Source organism: uncultured Methylophaga sp. (assembly GCF_947259025.1).
Taxonomy (GTDB): Bacteria; Pseudomonadota; Gammaproteobacteria; order Nitrosococcales; family Methylophagaceae; genus Methylophaga.
Window position 1 is genome coordinate 25,698 of record NZ_CAMYKO010000006.1, and the last position, 14,107, is coordinate 39,804.

The following is a 14,107-nucleotide window of genomic DNA, read 5'->3' on the forward strand; positions in this document are numbered from 1 at the left end:
TTTTTCAATTCTTGGATCTTTCAAAATGAGCAACGTCACGACATATTCCGGTGATTTTTCAGCCAAAGATTTGCGGATCGGTATTGTTGCCGGCCGTTTTAATGACTTTGTGGTCGATAATCTGATCGCCGGTGCGATCGATTGCCTGGTGCGTCATGGCGCCAGCGAGAAAGATATCGAACTGGCCCGGGTGCCGGGCGCAGTGGAGATTCCTCTGGCAGTGCAGCGCATGGGCCGCACGGGCAAATATGACGCTATTATCGCACTGGGCGCCGTGATTCGTGGCGGCACACCGCATTTTGAATATGTCGCCGGTGAATGCTCAAAAGGGCTGGGCCAACTGGCTTTGCAACTGGATATGCCGGTGTCTTTTGGCGTACTGACTGTCGATACCATCGAACAGGCCATTGAGCGTGCCGGCACCAAGGCCGGTAATAAAGGCGCCGAAGCGGCGATGGGTGTGATTGAAACCGTCAACGTGTTGCGTCAGATCGAGGCCGGCAAATAAATGGCAGCCGGATTACCCCGTAGTAAAGCTCGTCGGGCCGCGGTTCAGGCCTTGTATCAGGCGCTGGTGAACAATGAGGCACCACAGAAAGCGACCCTGGATTTTGTCACCGCCGAGTATGCCGACAAAATCGACAGCAAATATTTCACTACCCTGATCGAAGGCACGATTAAACATCAGCAGGCGATTGATGCTGAATTGTCTCAGGCAGTCGATCGTGATCTCAGCGCCGTGGATCCGGTGGAAATCTCGGTACTGCGGATGGCGACATTCGAGTTTATGCAGTTGCCGGAAATTCCTTACCGGGTCGTGCTGAATGAAGCGGTGGAACTGGCCAAATCCTTTGGCGGTGAGCAGGGCCATAAGTACGTCAATGGCGTGCTGGATAAAATCGGTGCCAGCCTGCGTCCGCACGAGCACCAGGCCGCCAAGGCGGCGCGGTCCAGGAAGTAATTTCCCTGCTTGTTCGCCCCGGGCTGATGTCCTTCTTACCGCTGGCAACAGGATAAGTCTGTGGCGTTATCTGAATTTTCCCTGATTGAACGCTATTTTTCCCGTCTGACCGGGCATCGTGATGATGTCACGCTGGGCATCGGTGATGACTGCGCCTTGCTGCAGTGTCCCCCGGGCAAGGAGATCGCGGTGTCGATGGACACACTGGTGGAGGGCGTGCATTTCTTTGCCGATGTCAGTCCTGAAGCGCTGGGCTTTAAGAGCCTGGCGGTCAACCTCAGCGATCTGGCGTCGATGGGCGCCGAACCGGCCTGGTTCACGCTGGCCCTGACCTTGCCGGACAGCGACGATAACTGGTTGCAGGGCTTTGCGAGCGGTCTTGCCAGGGCCGCGGCAGAACACAATATTCAGCTGGTTGGAGGCGACACCACCCGAGGCCCGCGCACTATCAGCATTCAGGTGCATGGTCTGGTCGAACAGGGCCATGCCTTACGCCGTGATGCAGCAAAAGTCGGCGATAAGATTTATGTCACTGGCAGCCTCGGTGATGCCGGCGCGGCCCTGAAACAGCGGCTGGAGAACTGGACGCCGCCGGAGCTGAACGCACAGGACAGGCAGTATTTACAAGAAAGGTTGGAATACCCCGCACCGCGAAATCATCTGATCAATATCATCGGCCAGTATGTTAATGCGGCCATTGATATCTCCGACGGGCTGCTGGCAGATCTGGGGCATATTCTCGAGCGAAGTGGCAAGGGCGCTGAGATTCAGACCGCGCTTCTACCATTATCGCCCAGTCTCAAAAAACTGCCAGCCGAACTGGCGAGAGAACTGGCTTTAACGGCAGGCGATGATTACGAATTATGTTTTACCGTGCCGGCCGGTTTGGCTCCGGCGTTGGAACAGGATTGTAAGCTTGTCACCTGTATTGGTGAAATTACTGACACTAACTCACTGATCCTCAAGGATCAGTCTGGAAAAGATATTACATTAAATGCAAAACAAGGCTACGACCACTTCAGCGCCTGAAGTGAACTTGAAAACGCTCATCCGGCGGCCCGACTGCTTTATTGCTTATGGCTTTGGCAGTGGTCTGGCACCAAAAGCGCCGGGCACCTTTGGCACGTTGGTGGCCTTGCCGATTTACTGGCTGATCCAGGACTGGTCTTTACTGGCCTATCTGAGCTTTGTGCTGGTCGCCTTTATCGCCGGGATCTGGCTCTGTCAGCGCACGGTTGACTGGCTACAGCAGGATGATCCTTCTGGCGTGGTCTGGGATGAAGTGGTCGGCTATCTGGTTGCGATGATGTTTGCGCCCGGAGGCTGGCAATGGATGCTGGCTGGCTTTGTGTTATTCAGAGTGTTTGATATTGCCAAGCCCTGGCCGGTGAGTGTGGCGGATAAAAAAGTCCACGGTGGCTTCGGGGTGATGCTCGACGATGTCATTGCCGGGCTGATGGCCGCCGCCAGTCTGGGTTTGATTCAGTTTTACTGGCCCTGACCGGCGACGGGGTTCCAAGTTAGAGCTTGTGGTTCTGCGTGCCGTGCTGGGCAATTTTGATTGCGCCCAGACGCGCTGCAATGCGACCGGTTTCTTCCCAGTCTTTACCATGCATGATGCCGTGCAGCAGGCCGGCCCGGTAAGCATCGCCACAACCGGTGGGGTCCACCACCGCGGCTGCCTGTTCACAGGGGATGTCAATTTTCCTGCCTTCGGTATAAATATGTGAGCCCTGCGAGCCACGGGTAATAATCAGCGCCTCAACATGGCGCGCAATTTCTTCTTCTGGCAGGCCGGTGCGGTCCATGAACAGCTGTGCTTCATAGTCGTTCAAAGCGATGTAGGAAGCCTGCTGAGCAAACTGCATTAACTCGTCACCGTTAAACATCGGCAGACCCTGGCCCGGATCGAAAATAAATGGAATCCCTGCCTGTTTCAGCTCCCGGGCATGCTGCACCATGCCGTCACGACCATCAGGCGCGACGATAGCTAAAGAGATATCTTCAGCCTCACTGATAGACGTTTCATGGGCCAGGTTCATGGCACCGGGGTGGAATGCAGTGATCTGGTTATCATCCATATCGGTGGTGATAAAGGCCTGGGCGGTGTAATGGCCTGCTTTTTCATGAACGTGCTTACGACTGATGCCTTGCTGATCCATCCAGTCGGCATAAGGGCCAAAGTCAGTACCGACCGTGCCCATGGGTACGGGGTCATCCCCCAGCAACTTGAGGTTGTAGGCAATATTGCCGGCACAACCACCGAATTCCTTACGCAATTCCGGCACCAGGAAGGCGACATTCAGCATGTGTACCTTGTCGGGCAGAATATGGTTTTTGAAGTGGTCGGGAAAAACCATAATGCTGTCGTAGGCGAATGAGCCGCAAATCAGAGCTGACATAAAATTACCTTTGTTGAACTTCCAGTTTGTCGGGGCTGGCACTAAGACTCAGCTCGCCGTCTAAAAACTTTTCCAGTTGATGACCGATGATTTCATGACGCCAGCCCTGCAGCACGCTGGAGGACTCGCCGCGGATCAGGGCTTCAATATCCTTGCGGGTGGCAACGGCTGCCGGGGTGATATTCTGCTCATCACAGCTTTTACGCAGCAGCGCCATTAAGGCATCGGTCACCGCTTCCTGTTGATTGGATAACGGGGTCGGACGCTTGATAACCGGCCAGTCGTTCTTATCGGTGGCCTTACCGGCTTCAATCGCCTGCAAAAGCGCTTTGCCATGGCGGTCAACATCACGCTGATCGAGGCCACGGATTTTCTTTAAAGCCTGGGGCGAGGTCGGAGCCAGTTTGGCCAGATCCAGCATGACATCGTCTTTCAGCACCCAGCGTCTGGGCAGGTTGTGGCTGATGGCGCGTTGTTCACGCCAGGCACCCAGCTTTTGCAGAATAGCCAGTTGCTTGCCCTTGAGGCGGCCCGAACCTTTGATCCGCTGCCAGCTGCTGTCGGGCGCTTCCTGATAGGTAGCCGGTGAAGAAAGGGCGGCAAAGTCTTCCTTAAGCCAGTCGCTGCGGCCGCTTTGTTGCAGTTTGTCGGTGAGTAAATGATAAAGCTGGCGCAGATAGCGCACGTCATCGGCGGCATAATCGATCTGTTCCGGTGACAATGGTCGCTGGCGCCAGTCGGTGCGTGCATGGGCTTTATCCAGTTCGACGCTGAGGCACTGACGGACCAGGTTGCCATAGCCTATCTGATCACCGTAGCCGAGCACGGTGGCGGCCAGCTGGGTATCGAATACATGGGGCGGGAGGCTGTCGCGGAGCAGGAAAAATAATTCCAGATCCTGACGCGCGGCATGAAACACCAGCGTCGTGTCATCACGGTAGAACAAGTCCAGCAAAGGCGTCAGATCATCAATGGCAAGCGGATCCACGCATGCAATGACATCATCGTTGGCGATTTGAATCAGGCACAGTTCAGGGTAATAGGTCTTTTCGCGATGGAATTCGGTGTCAATCGCCAGCCATTTACTGCCGGCCAGTTGCCGACACAAATCTGCAAGGTCCTGAGCGCTGTCTACGTACTGGATGCTCATCTACTGTGCTCTGCAAAAGGGACACAGTATAGCCAGTTTGCGGCTTAATGCATAACCCGGCTCATGCTGACAATGTCGTTGATAGCACTGACAACCAAGTCCGGCTGGTGCAGGTGGATATCATGACCACTGCGCTTGGCAAAGATCTGCTGGCTAATGGGAGACAGTCGCCATAAATCCTGTTGCAGCTGATGCCAGATCCGCTCGCGGGATTCTCCATCTCGGTTGCCACGCCATTCGGCCAGGCCGCGGCTAATCACGATGAGCGGTACTCTGGGCAGGTCGTTATAACGCTGTACCTGCAGTGCGCTCTGATGCAGCGAGGAAATTTCGGCACGGGCGGCGTTAAAAGCACGTTCCCGCAACAGGCTGTTTTTGTTACTGACCGTGCCACTGGCCTTGGGTAAAACCAGGATGTTGCGTTGACGCTCGTAGTGTCGGGGCAGCTTGATATTCAGCCGTTCGTACTGATCCTCATGAGAGGCGTCGACCAGCACCATACCTGCGATTTTTTGCGGGTGCTGGGAGGCAAACACGCGGATGTTATAGCCACCAAAAGAATGACCAACCAATACAAAGGGTCCGTCAATACCGGCTTTGTGTACCAGCTTTTCTATTTCGTTGGAAATTCGCAGGCTGTTTCTTGGCTGGGGACCTGCATCGCTCCAGCCATAACCGGGCCGATCAAAAACACAGACCTGAGTCTGGGCGGCACTGCGGTTCTGGATATTGAACCAGTCGCTGGAATCATCCCCCAGGCCGGCATCGATAATCACGGTAGGAGTGCCCTGACCCTTGCACAACATATGTATGCTGTAACCGCCCACATCATAGCGTTTGCCGGGAACCGGCGGGAACTTGCCCGCATGAGCACTGGCTATTGTCAGTAGCAATAAAAAGGGTAAAAAACGCAGGGTTTTAACGGGCATTCGGACACTCCAGAACAGTTACTCTGGTAAGAGTCTACGGCGGCGAGTGAAGTTCCTGTGAATAGCCCTTAATGATTGATTTAGCTGGTAATTATCCGTTCAATATCCGTTTCACTGAATGGCCAGTCCAGTTCCTGGTCATCGGGGAATTGGACCACCGGAATGCGGATACCATAGCGTGCCACCAGTTGTTCATCATCGCCGATTTCTTGCAGACAAACCTGAAGTGGATAAGCATCTGCAACGTTCAGCAGCAACTCATGCGCCTCCTCACACAGGTGGCAGCCTTCTGTTGTGAACAGTGTCAGACGCATTAAGTCTCCTTCAGTCGTGGCATGAGTTCGACAAAGTTGCAGGGCTTGTGACGGTTATCCAGTTGCTCGTGCAAAATTTCATCCCAGCCGGTTCTGCAGGCGCCGGAGGAGCCTGGCAGTGAGAAAATAAAAGTGCCGTTGGCGACGCCGGCTACGGCGCGCGATTGTACGGTCGAGGTTTTAATGACCTGGTAAGACAATGAGCGGAACAGTTCGCCAAAGCCTTCAATTTCCTTATCGAACAGTACCTTGACTGCTTCCGGGGTCCCATCACGGCCGGTCAGGCCAGTGCCGCCGGTGGTCACAATGGCATTCACCGCCGGGTCAGCAATCCACGCCGATACAATAGCCCGGATCTGGTAAATATCATCAGCCACAATCTGACGATCAATCACCTGATGCCCATCGGCATTCGCCTTGTCTTCAAGCACTTTACCCGAGGTATCGTTGTCGAATTGACGGCTATCGGATATTGTCAGTACTGCAATATTAATAGGGATAAATTCCGGATTCATCTGTCTGCGTCTCAGTTTTTTTCTGGCAAGGCCAGTATAGTCAGCATCCGGACAAGGGTCTAGAATGCTCACTTTAAGGAGGAGTCACTTAATGAAGAAACTGGTATTAGTCACTTTGCTGGCAACCGCGCTCAGTGGTTGCGCTGCAGACGATCCCAACAAAAAAACCAAAAGCGGTGCGGCGATTGGTGCTGCTGCTGGTGCCCTGCTGGGCTACGCAGTTGATGACGGCACCGGTGGTGTGGTTGCGGGGGCTGCTGTCGGTGCACTGGCCGGTGCCGGTGTCGGGCGTTACATGGATAATCAGCAACGCGAGTTTGAACAGGCACTGGCGGATGAACAGGCCCGAAATGAACTCAAGATTCAGCAACTGGAAAATGAAACGCTGAAAATTGATATCGCCAGTGAAGTGTCCTTTGACTTTGACAGTGCTTCGCTGAAATCAGCTTTCACACCGACCCTGAATAAAGTGGCCGATGTCTTGCAGCGTTATCCGAAAACGGTCATCCACGTGGTCGGTCACACCGACAGCGTAGGTTCAGAAATCTATAACCAACGCCTGTCAGAACAGCGTGCACAATCGGTGGTGGACTTCTTCGGCTCACGTGGTATTGATCCCAACCGTCTTTATGCTTTTGGTCGTGGTGAACTGGAACCGCGTGCTACCAACGAAACCGAGGCCGGTCGACAATTGAACCGTCGGGTCGAACTGTTTGTGAAACCGATTGTAGAAGGACAGGAAGCTGAAGCCTACCAAGCACCGTAAACAAAACCGATCCGACTCGCGGGCAGCGATTGCGCCCGATATCATTTTCGGCCTGCATGCTGTGCAGGCCGCTTTGGATGTGCCGGTCAGCCGGGTCAAAGAAATCTGGCTGAGCGCTGAGCGCCAGGATCAGCGAGTCGAACAAGTGTTGGCTGCCGCTCGTGCACAGGGCGTTGTTGTGCATCAGGTTGAGCGCGATACCGTGGATAAATTCGCTCCGGGCGTGCAGCATCAAGGGTGCGCAGCACGCTGTAAGCCACTGGAAAGCCTGGATGAGAAAGGCCTGCTTAATCTGATCGAGAATCTGAATGAACCGGCTTTTCTGCTCATGCTTGATGGCGTGCAGGATCCGCATAATCTGGGCGCCTGCCTGCGAACAGCGGAAGCGGCCGGTGTGCATGCTGTGGTCGCGCCCAAGGACCGGGCATCAGGCTTAACTGCGACAGCAGTCAAGATTTCCAGCGGTGCTGCTGAACGGGTGCCCTTTGCGCAAGTGACCAATATTGCCCGGCTAATGAAAGACCTGCAGCAAATGGGCGTGTGGCTGGTTGGCACTTCAGGCGAAGCAGACACGACTTTGTTCGAGGCTGATCTGAAGGGGCCGCTGGCGATTATTCTCGGGGCCGAAGGCAAGGGAATACGGCGCTTGACCCGTGATAATTGCGATCAGGTTATGCTGATCCCGATGCAGGGCGAAACCGAAAGTCTCAACGTCTCGGTCGCCGCCGGTGTCTGCCTGTTTGAAGCCTATCGTCAACGCCACTTGTGAGGCGTAACTAAAATCTTATAAAATACTAGATTGCCTTTGAATTTTTCAGGCAAAAACTCCTTGCTTTATGGCATGAGTCATAAAGCTGTTTAAACCGTGAGGAGCTCTAATGAGACATTACGAAATCGTGTTTCTGGTCCACCCTGACCAGAGCGAGCAAGTGCCGGGCATGATCGAGCGTTATGCACAAACGCTGACCAGCCAGGGCGGTAAAATTCACCGTCAGGAAGACTGGGGTCGCCGTCAACTGGCTTATCCCATCAACAAAGTGCACAAAGCGCACTACGTCCTGATGAATGCTGAATGTGACGTTGAACAACTCAACGAAGTCACCACTGCATTCCGTTTTAACGACGCTGTTATCCGTCATTTGGTTGTCACCATGGACGAAGCGGTCACCGAACCGTCACCCATGATGCAAAAAGATGAAGACAAGAAATCAGCTTAAGGCTGCTTGAGAATTTAGGAGAATCACAATGGCTCGTTTTTTTAGACGTAGAAAATTTTGTCGCTTTACCGCTGAAGGCATCAAACACATCGATTATAAAGATGTGAACTTGCTGAAAAATTACATCACCGAAACCGGGAAAATCGTCCCCAGCCGTATCACAGGCACTAAAGCACGCTACCAGCGTCAGCTGTCTACCTGTGTGAAGCGTGCACGTTTCCTGGCGCTGTTGCCTTACTGCGACATGCACAAGTAATTTTTGATTAAAACACCGAAACAACGTTAGTTAGTCATCATGCTGCGAGGAATTGCAGATTTTGCCATGCAGGGCCGGTGGCAGGCAGCCGTCGCAACAGCGCTTCTGTCTGCAGCAGCCATGATGTTACCGCCGCTGAACTATCTGGCCAGCGGTGTGATTGCCCTGGCAACCCTGAGAATGGGGCCCAGAGAAGGCGCCAGAGTGGTGACTGCCACCCTGATCGTTTTTGTGCTGGTGGCCTGGTTGCTGCTGGGGCAGATGTGGATTGCAGGCCTGGTGCTTTTATCCAGCTGGTTGCCGGTCTTTGTGGCAACGCTGGCTCTGGGGTATAGCCGTTCACTGGCGACTGCCCTGCTGGCAGCAAGTGGACTGGGCCTGGTGGTCGTGCTGTTAATGCACCTGCTGGTGCCTGAGCTGACCGGCTGGTGGCGAGGCATGATCGAACCGTTTATGGCCTCACTAAGTGAGCAGCCTGGCTGGCAGTTGGGCGTCGATGAAACGGCGCGACTGACAGACAACCTGGCAGCAATGATGACCGGCCTGATTGCTGCCGGCGTCAGCTTTAATGCTGTGGTGGGGCTGCTTATTGGCCGAGCCTGGCAGGCGCAGTTGTTCAACCCCGGCGCCTTTGGTGAAGAGTTTCGCCAACTGCGTTTGGGTAAACCGGCTGCAATGCTGACGGCCATTTTGATGGTCGTGGCTTTGACACCGATGGCGGATGCATTGCGTCTGCTGGCGGATTGTCTGCCGGTAATGCTGGTGGCCTTTGGCATTCAGGGCTTGGCGATAGTGCATGCCATCGTCAATCTCAGGCAGAAAGGCAAAGGCTGGCTGGTGACGATGTATGTGTTGCTGGTGCTGATGATGCCGCAAATGGTGATGATGCTGGCGACGTTAGGTGTTTTGGATCAGTGGTTTGATTTTCGCAAACGCTCCCAGGTGGAGTGATGCGAGGTTTTGATTAAGCAGTAAGACACTGCGAATGAGGGTAGAACGATGCAAGTTATTTTGCTAGAAAAAGTTCAAAAGCTTGGTAGCCTGGGCGACGAAGTAACTGTTAAATCCGGTTACGGTCGTAACTTCCTGGTGCCAACAGGTAAAGCTTTGCCTGCCACCAAGCTTAACAGAGAAAAGTTTGAAGCACGCCGTGCTGAGCTGGAAGCCGCTGCCGCCAAAGTGCTGGCTGAAGCTGAAAGCCGTAAGGCGAAACTGGTTGCCGCCGGTGACCTCGACATCATGGCTAACGCCGGTGTTGAAGGTAAACTGTTTGGCTCCATCACAGCTGCGGATATCGCTGATGCGTTGAACGCTGCCGGTGCTGATGTCGATCGCAACGAAGTGCGTCTGCCAACCGGCCCACTGCGTCACACAGGTGAATACAACATCGATATTCAACTGCATGCTGACGTGCTGGTCACCGTTAAGGTGAACGTGTCTTCCGAAGCGGAACTGCAGGCGCGTGCCGAAGCAGAAGAAGCTAAAAAAGCCCGTGATGCGGCGCGTGAAGAAGCCGAAGCGATTGCTAAAGCACAGGAAGAAGACGCGTAACACATCGTCTTTGATGCCAGTGTGTGCCGGGCGATAACCCGGCACACATCGGCGTTTTTTATTCGCAATATGCTTTAGGGAGAGGCCTTCGCTTGTTCCCTTTTTCTGCTAAACTCACATTCTCATTGTGAGTGAAACATTGTCTCTGTCTGAATAGGTGGACCTGTGGAAGAAATCAGTTATCCAGAATCGTTTACGGATACCGCCACAGAGGCTCTGAAAGTCCCGCCCCACTCGGTGGAAGCCGAGCAGTCCGTGTTGGGTGGGCTGATGCTCGACAACGGCGCCTGGGAACAGGTCGCTGATGTTCTGGTCGAGCAGGATTTCTATCGCCACGATCACCAGCTGATTTTTCGTGCTATTGCCCAACTCATGGAGCAATCGCAGCCGGTTGATGTCATTACCCTGGCGGAATGGCATGACAAGCGCGGCGAACTGGATCAGGTCGGTGAACTCGCCTATCTGGGCATGCTGGCACGTAATACTCCCAGTGCTGCCAACATCAGCGCCTATGCGGAAATCGTCCGTGAACGGGCGATTTTGCGGCAGTTAATCCAGGTCGGTAACAGCATTTCCAATATGGCCTTCAAACCGGAAGGCATGACCAAAGAAGAAATGCTCGACATGGCCGAGCGCTATGTATTCGAGATTGCCGAAAAGGGCGCCAATCGCGGTGGTGGCTTTGTTCAAGTCAAAGATGTGCTGAGCAAGGTTGTGGATCGCATTGATACCCTGTTTGAGCAGGACAGTTCAATCACCGGCCTGCCTACCGGCTTTATGGATTTCGATGAGCAGACCTCGGGTCTGCAGCCTGCGGATTTGATTATCGTCGCCGGCCGGCCTTCGATGGGTAAAACCACATTCGCCATGAACCTGGCCGAAAATGGTGCGATTCACAGCAAAAAACCGGTCGCGGTATTCAGTATGGAAATGCCCGCCGATGCGCTGGCGATGCGGATGCTGTCTTCGCTGGGGCGGATTGATCAGCACCGCCTGCGTACCGGTAAACTCAATGATGATGACTGGCCGCGTCTGACGTCGGCGATTGCGCTGCTCAACGAAGCGCCGTTGTTTATCGATGACACGCCGGCTTTAACGCCGACCGAATTACGGGCGCGGGCACGCCGTCTCAAGCGTGAACATGGCCTCAGCATGATCGTTATCGATTATCTGCAGTTGATGCAGGGCAATGCTGGCCGCGCCAGTGAAAATCGTGCCACCGAGATCTCCGAAATTTCCCGCTCGCTGAAAGCGCTGGCCAAGGAGCTGGAAGTGCCATTAATCGCACTGTCCCAGCTGAACCGCAGTCTGGAACAACGGCCCAATAAACGGCCGGTGATGTCGGATCTGCGTGAGTCGGGCGCGATCGAGCAGGATGCCGATTTGATTGTGTTTATCTACCGTGATGAAGTCTATAACGAAGACTCACCGGATAAAGGCAAAGCCGAGATCATTATCGGCAAACAGCGTAATGGTCCGATTGGCACTGTAGCGCTGACTTTCCAGGGTAAATACACCCGTTTCGAAAATTTTGCGCCTGCCTACTACGATGATTACGGTGATGACGGCCCGTGAAGCAGTTTCCCGTTGCCACGATCAATCCGGCCGCACTGCGTCATAATCTTTCCCGCGTCAGGCAATTGGCCCCCGACAGCCGGGTGATGTCGGTGATCAAAGCCGATGCCTACGGGCATGGTGTTTTGACCGTAGCAGAATCTTTGCGTGACAGTGACGCTTTTGCCGTTGCCCGCCTCAACGAAGGGGTATTTCTCAGAGAACATGGCATAGAAAAACCGATTGTGCTGCTGGAAGGCGTCAACAGCGAAGCAGATTTCATCACCGCCGCCCGCTATGATTTATCGCCGCTGATTCATTTACATACCCAGATACAACTGCTGCAGCGCATCAAGTTGCCCAAGCCGCTGCAGTTTAACTGGCTGATGGTAGACAGTGGCATGCATCGTTTGGGGATCAGCCCCGAACAGGCAACGTCTGCTTTATCCCTGCTGCAGGCCTGCCAGAATATCCACGGTGAAATCGGCCTGATGAGTCATTTTGCCAATTCTGATTTGGTGGGCGATCCGCGTAATGAGGCCCAGCTTGAAACCATGCTGGCATTAAAGCAACAGACCGATGTGCCGCTGTGTATGGCGAATTCGGCTGCCGTGCTGTCTTATCCACAATCGCATAAAGACTGGGTACGTCCGGGACTGATGCTGTATGGGATCGCGCCATTTGATGATAAGTCTGGGGGCGCATTTGATTTGCAGCCGGCGATGCAACTCAAAACCCGGCTGATTGCGGTTTATGATATTGAAGCCGGCGGCCAGGTCGGTTACGGCGGTGACTGGACGGCTGACAAGCCTACCCGGGTGGGCGTGGCCAGTATCGGTTATGGTGATGGCTATAGCCGTCACCTATCCAACAAGGCCGAAGTGTTATTGCGCGATCAGAAAGTAGCGGTGATCGGCCGGGTATCGATGGATACTATCTGTTTGAATCTCAATGATATGGAACACGCGCAGGTCGGCGATGAGGTGGTTTTATGGGGACAGCCGGACTTACCGGTAGAGCAACTGGCGACGCTGGCCGGCACGATTCCCTATGAACTGGTGACCGTGATCTGTCAGCGTGTGGCAAGGGAGTTGTCTGATGGCTAAAGCCAAGCGGGTTTATGTCTGCAAGGAATGCGGTGCACAGACACCGCAGTGGGCAGGCCGTTGTAATGATTGCGGCGCCTGGAACAGCCTGCAGGAAGAGGTGCAGGCCGGGGCTTCATCAACGGCGCAGGCGACCATCAACCGCCACAGTGGTTATGCCGCCGAACAGAAAAGGGAAGTCCACGCCCTGTCCGAAGTCAAGGCTGAGCAGGCAGTACGCTGGACCACCGGCCTGCCGGAACTGGATCGGGTTTTGGGCGGCGGCCTGGTCACCGGCTCAGTGGTGCTGATTGGCGGCGATCCCGGTATCGGCAAATCCACCTTGCTGTTGCAGGCCATGGCCACCATGGCCGATAGCAGTCAAATCAAGCCACTCTACATCAGCGGTGAGGAATCACTGCAGCAAATCCGGCTGAGGGCGGAGCGACTGCAACTGGAGCAGGCACCACTGGAACTCTTGGCTGAGACCCATGCCGAGCAGATGGTCACAACGGCTGAGCAGAGAAAACCCCAGGTGATGGTGATCGATTCGATTCAGACCGTGTTTACCGAGCAACTGCAGTCAGCACCCGGCACCGTGGCCCAGGTGCGTGAGAGCGCCGCGCAACTGGTACGTTATGCCAAGGCCAGCGGCACTACCATGATCCTGGTCGGCCATGTCACCAAGCAGGGGTCTCTGGCCGGGCCGCGGGTGCTGGAGCATATGGTCGATACCGTGCTTTATTTTGAGGGGGATACCTCGACCCGGTTTCGTATTCTGCGGGCGGTGAAAAATCGCTTTGGTGCGGTCAATGAGCTGGGCGTGTTCGGCATGACCGAGCTGGGGCTGAAAGAAGTCAGTAACCCTTCAGCGATATTCCTGTCCCGTAGCGAGGATGCAGTACCCGGCAGCGTGGTGACCGTCATCCGGGAAGGCAGTCGGCCGATGCTGGTGGAAGTGCAGGCTTTGGTGGACAGCAGTCCACTGGGGAATCCGCGGCGGGTGACCGTCGGGCTGGAACAGAATCGGCTGGCAATGTTGCTGGCAATCTTACATCGTCACGGCGGGATTACCTGTCATGATCAGGATGTGTTTATCAATGTAGTCGGTGGCGTCAAACTGAGTGAGACCGGCGCGGATCTGGCGGTATTGGCTGCCATCATTTCCAGCCTCAGAAACCGCGCTTTGCCCCGCGACTGGGTGTTGTTCGGTGAAGTGGGACTGACTGGGGAAATCCGGCCAGTTCAGGCGGGTGAAGAGCGTATCCGCGATGCCAGCAAGCATGGTTTTTCCCATGCCATCGTGCCGGCGGCCAATGCCCCGCGCAAAGCGATGAAAGAAATGAAAGTCACCCCGGTCAGGCATTTATCAGAAGTGATCAGTGCCCTGCAGGAAGCCAGCTAAGT

At 54.6% G+C, this 14,107-nt stretch carries 17 protein-coding genes and 1 pseudogene; 13 read left to right on the forward strand and 5 right to left on the reverse strand.

The window, feature by feature from the left end; genetic code table 11:
• Positions 1-25: 25 nt before the first annotated feature.
• From ribE to Q0X64_RS10105, 4 genes are read left to right on the forward strand one after another with little or no spacing between them, the layout of a single operon-like run.
• Positions 26-508, forward strand: a complete 483-nt coding sequence (ribE, locus tag Q0X64_RS10090; RefSeq protein WP_297812281.1) for a 6,7-dimethyl-8-ribityllumazine synthase — start codon at positions 26-28, stop codon at positions 506-508.
• Entirely contained in the window at positions 509-961 is a 453-nt protein-coding gene (gene nusB / locus Q0X64_RS10095) for a transcription antitermination factor NusB (RefSeq protein ID WP_297812283.1), read from the forward strand.
• Positions 962-1,021: 60 nt separating this feature from the next.
• Positions 1,022-1,990, forward strand: coding sequence for a thiamine-phosphate kinase (gene thiL / locus Q0X64_RS10100; RefSeq protein ID WP_297812286.1), 969 nt, complete (start codon positions 1,022-1,024; stop codon positions 1,988-1,990).
• 1 nt (position 1,991) lies between these two features.
• Positions 1,992-2,462, forward strand: coding sequence for a phosphatidylglycerophosphatase A (locus Q0X64_RS10105; protein ID WP_366517518.1), 471 nt, complete (start codon positions 1,992-1,994; stop codon positions 2,460-2,462).
• A gap of 19 nt (positions 2,463-2,481) precedes the next feature.
• Here the strand turns inward: Q0X64_RS10105 and Q0X64_RS10110 are convergent, their stop codons facing one another.
• The 5 genes from Q0X64_RS10110 to moaB form a co-directional block, all read right to left on the reverse strand.
• The gene (locus tag Q0X64_RS10110) at positions 2,482-3,363 is read right to left on the reverse strand and encodes a carbohydrate kinase family protein (protein WP_297812290.1); all 882 of its coding nucleotides are present in this window, start codon (positions 3,361-3,363) and stop codon (positions 2,482-2,484) included.
• A gap of 4 nt (positions 3,364-3,367) precedes the next feature.
• Positions 3,368-4,513 carry a ribonuclease D gene (rnd, locus tag Q0X64_RS10115; RefSeq protein WP_297812293.1) on the reverse strand — a complete coding sequence of 382 codons (1,146 nt, stop codon included), beginning with the start codon at positions 4,511-4,513 and terminating at the stop codon, positions 3,368-3,370.
• Between the two features lie 44 nt (positions 4,514-4,557).
• Positions 4,558-5,442: an alpha/beta hydrolase gene (locus tag Q0X64_RS10120; RefSeq protein ID WP_297812296.1), complete on the reverse strand. Its 885-nt coding sequence runs from the start codon at positions 5,440-5,442 to the stop codon at positions 4,558-4,560.
• An 80-nt stretch (positions 5,443-5,522) separates the two neighbouring features.
• Complete coding sequence (locus Q0X64_RS10125; RefSeq protein ID WP_297812298.1) at positions 5,523-5,756, reverse strand: glutaredoxin family protein; 234 nt, start codon at positions 5,754-5,756, stop codon at positions 5,523-5,525.
• Entirely contained in the window at positions 5,756-6,271 is a 516-nt protein-coding gene (gene moaB / locus Q0X64_RS10130) for a molybdenum cofactor biosynthesis protein B (protein ID WP_297812301.1), read from the reverse strand. Before moaB ends, Q0X64_RS10125 begins: the two co-directional genes overlap by 1 nt.
• A 91-nt stretch (positions 6,272-6,362) precedes the next feature.
• On the opposite strand from moaB, the gene Q0X64_RS10135 reads away from it, so the two are divergent.
• From Q0X64_RS10135 to radA, 9 genes and pseudogenes are all read left to right on the forward strand, one after another.
• Complete coding sequence (locus tag Q0X64_RS10135; protein WP_297812304.1) at positions 6,363-7,037, forward strand: OmpA family protein; 675 nt, start codon at positions 6,363-6,365, stop codon at positions 7,035-7,037.
• A 28-nt stretch (positions 7,038-7,065) separates the two neighbouring features.
• Entirely contained in the window at positions 7,066-7,806 is a 741-nt protein-coding gene (rlmB, locus tag Q0X64_RS10140) for a 23S rRNA (guanosine(2251)-2'-O)-methyltransferase RlmB (protein ID WP_297813271.1), read from the forward strand.
• A gap of 109 nt (positions 7,807-7,915) precedes the next feature.
• Positions 7,916-8,254, forward strand: a complete 339-nt coding sequence (gene rpsF, locus Q0X64_RS10145) for a 30S ribosomal protein S6 (protein WP_297812308.1) — start codon at positions 7,916-7,918, stop codon at positions 8,252-8,254.
• A gap of 28 nt (positions 8,255-8,282) precedes the next feature.
• Positions 8,283-8,510 (forward strand): 30S ribosomal protein S18, encoded by a 228-nt coding sequence (gene rpsR, locus Q0X64_RS10150; protein WP_297812310.1) that lies wholly within the window; start codon positions 8,283-8,285, stop codon positions 8,508-8,510.
• Positions 8,511-8,630: 120 nt separating this feature from the next.
• Positions 8,631-9,461 carry a DUF2232 domain-containing protein gene (locus Q0X64_RS10155; protein ID WP_297812313.1) on the forward strand — a complete coding sequence of 277 codons (831 nt, stop codon included), beginning with the start codon at positions 8,631-8,633 and terminating at the stop codon, positions 9,459-9,461.
• A gap of 48 nt (positions 9,462-9,509) precedes the next feature.
• Positions 9,510-9,947, forward strand: a pseudogene (rplI, locus tag Q0X64_RS10160) (50S ribosomal protein L9); the annotation flags it as partial.
• Positions 9,948-10,226: 279 nt separating this feature from the next.
• Positions 10,227-11,636 carry a replicative DNA helicase gene (dnaB, locus tag Q0X64_RS10165; protein WP_297812316.1) on the forward strand — a complete coding sequence of 470 codons (1,410 nt, stop codon included), beginning with the start codon at positions 10,227-10,229 and terminating at the stop codon, positions 11,634-11,636.
• Positions 11,633-12,721, forward strand: a complete 1,089-nt coding sequence (gene alr / locus Q0X64_RS10170) for an alanine racemase (protein WP_297812319.1) — start codon at positions 11,633-11,635, stop codon at positions 12,719-12,721. The genes dnaB and alr overlap by 4 nt, the downstream gene beginning before the upstream one ends.
• Positions 12,714-14,105: a DNA repair protein RadA gene (gene radA / locus Q0X64_RS10175; protein ID WP_297812323.1), complete on the forward strand. Its 1,392-nt coding sequence runs from the start codon at positions 12,714-12,716 to the stop codon at positions 14,103-14,105. Before alr ends, radA begins: the two co-directional genes overlap by 8 nt.
• Positions 14,106-14,107: the final 2 nt, after the last annotated feature.

What these genes read in the sequence shown, in the direction of transcription:
- ribE (WP_297812281.1), top strand. Translation starts at nt 26, where the DNA reads ATGAGCAACGTCACGACATATTCCGGTGATTTTTCAGCCAAAGATTTG.
- nusB (WP_297812283.1), top strand. Translation starts at nt 509, where the DNA reads ATGGCAGCCGGATTACCCCGTAGTAAAGCTCGTCGGGCCGCGGTTCAG.
- Q0X64_RS10110 (WP_297812290.1), bottom strand. Translation starts at nt 3,363, where the DNA reads ATGTCAGCTCTGATTTGCGGCTCATTCGCCTACGACAGCATTATGGTT.
- rnd (WP_297812293.1), bottom strand. Translation starts at nt 4,513, where the DNA reads ATGAGCATCCAGTACGTAGACAGCGCTCAGGACCTTGCAGATTTGTGT.
- Q0X64_RS10120 (WP_297812296.1), bottom strand. Translation starts at nt 5,442, where the DNA reads ATGCCCGTTAAAACCCTGCGTTTTTTACCCTTTTTATTGCTACTGACA.
- Q0X64_RS10125 (WP_297812298.1), bottom strand. Translation starts at nt 5,756, where the DNA reads ATGCGTCTGACACTGTTCACAACAGAAGGCTGCCACCTGTGTGAGGAG.
- moaB (WP_297812301.1), bottom strand. Translation starts at nt 6,271, where the DNA reads ATGAATCCGGAATTTATCCCTATTAATATTGCAGTACTGACAATATCC.
- Q0X64_RS10135 (WP_297812304.1), top strand. Translation starts at nt 6,363, where the DNA reads ATGAAGAAACTGGTATTAGTCACTTTGCTGGCAACCGCGCTCAGTGGT.
- rpsF (WP_297812308.1), top strand. Translation starts at nt 7,916, where the DNA reads ATGAGACATTACGAAATCGTGTTTCTGGTCCACCCTGACCAGAGCGAG.
- rpsR (WP_297812310.1), top strand. Translation starts at nt 8,283, where the DNA reads ATGGCTCGTTTTTTTAGACGTAGAAAATTTTGTCGCTTTACCGCTGAA.
- Q0X64_RS10155 (WP_297812313.1), top strand. Translation starts at nt 8,631, where the DNA reads ATGATGTTACCGCCGCTGAACTATCTGGCCAGCGGTGTGATTGCCCTG.
- radA (WP_297812323.1), top strand. Translation starts at nt 12,714, where the DNA reads ATGGCTAAAGCCAAGCGGGTTTATGTCTGCAAGGAATGCGGTGCACAG.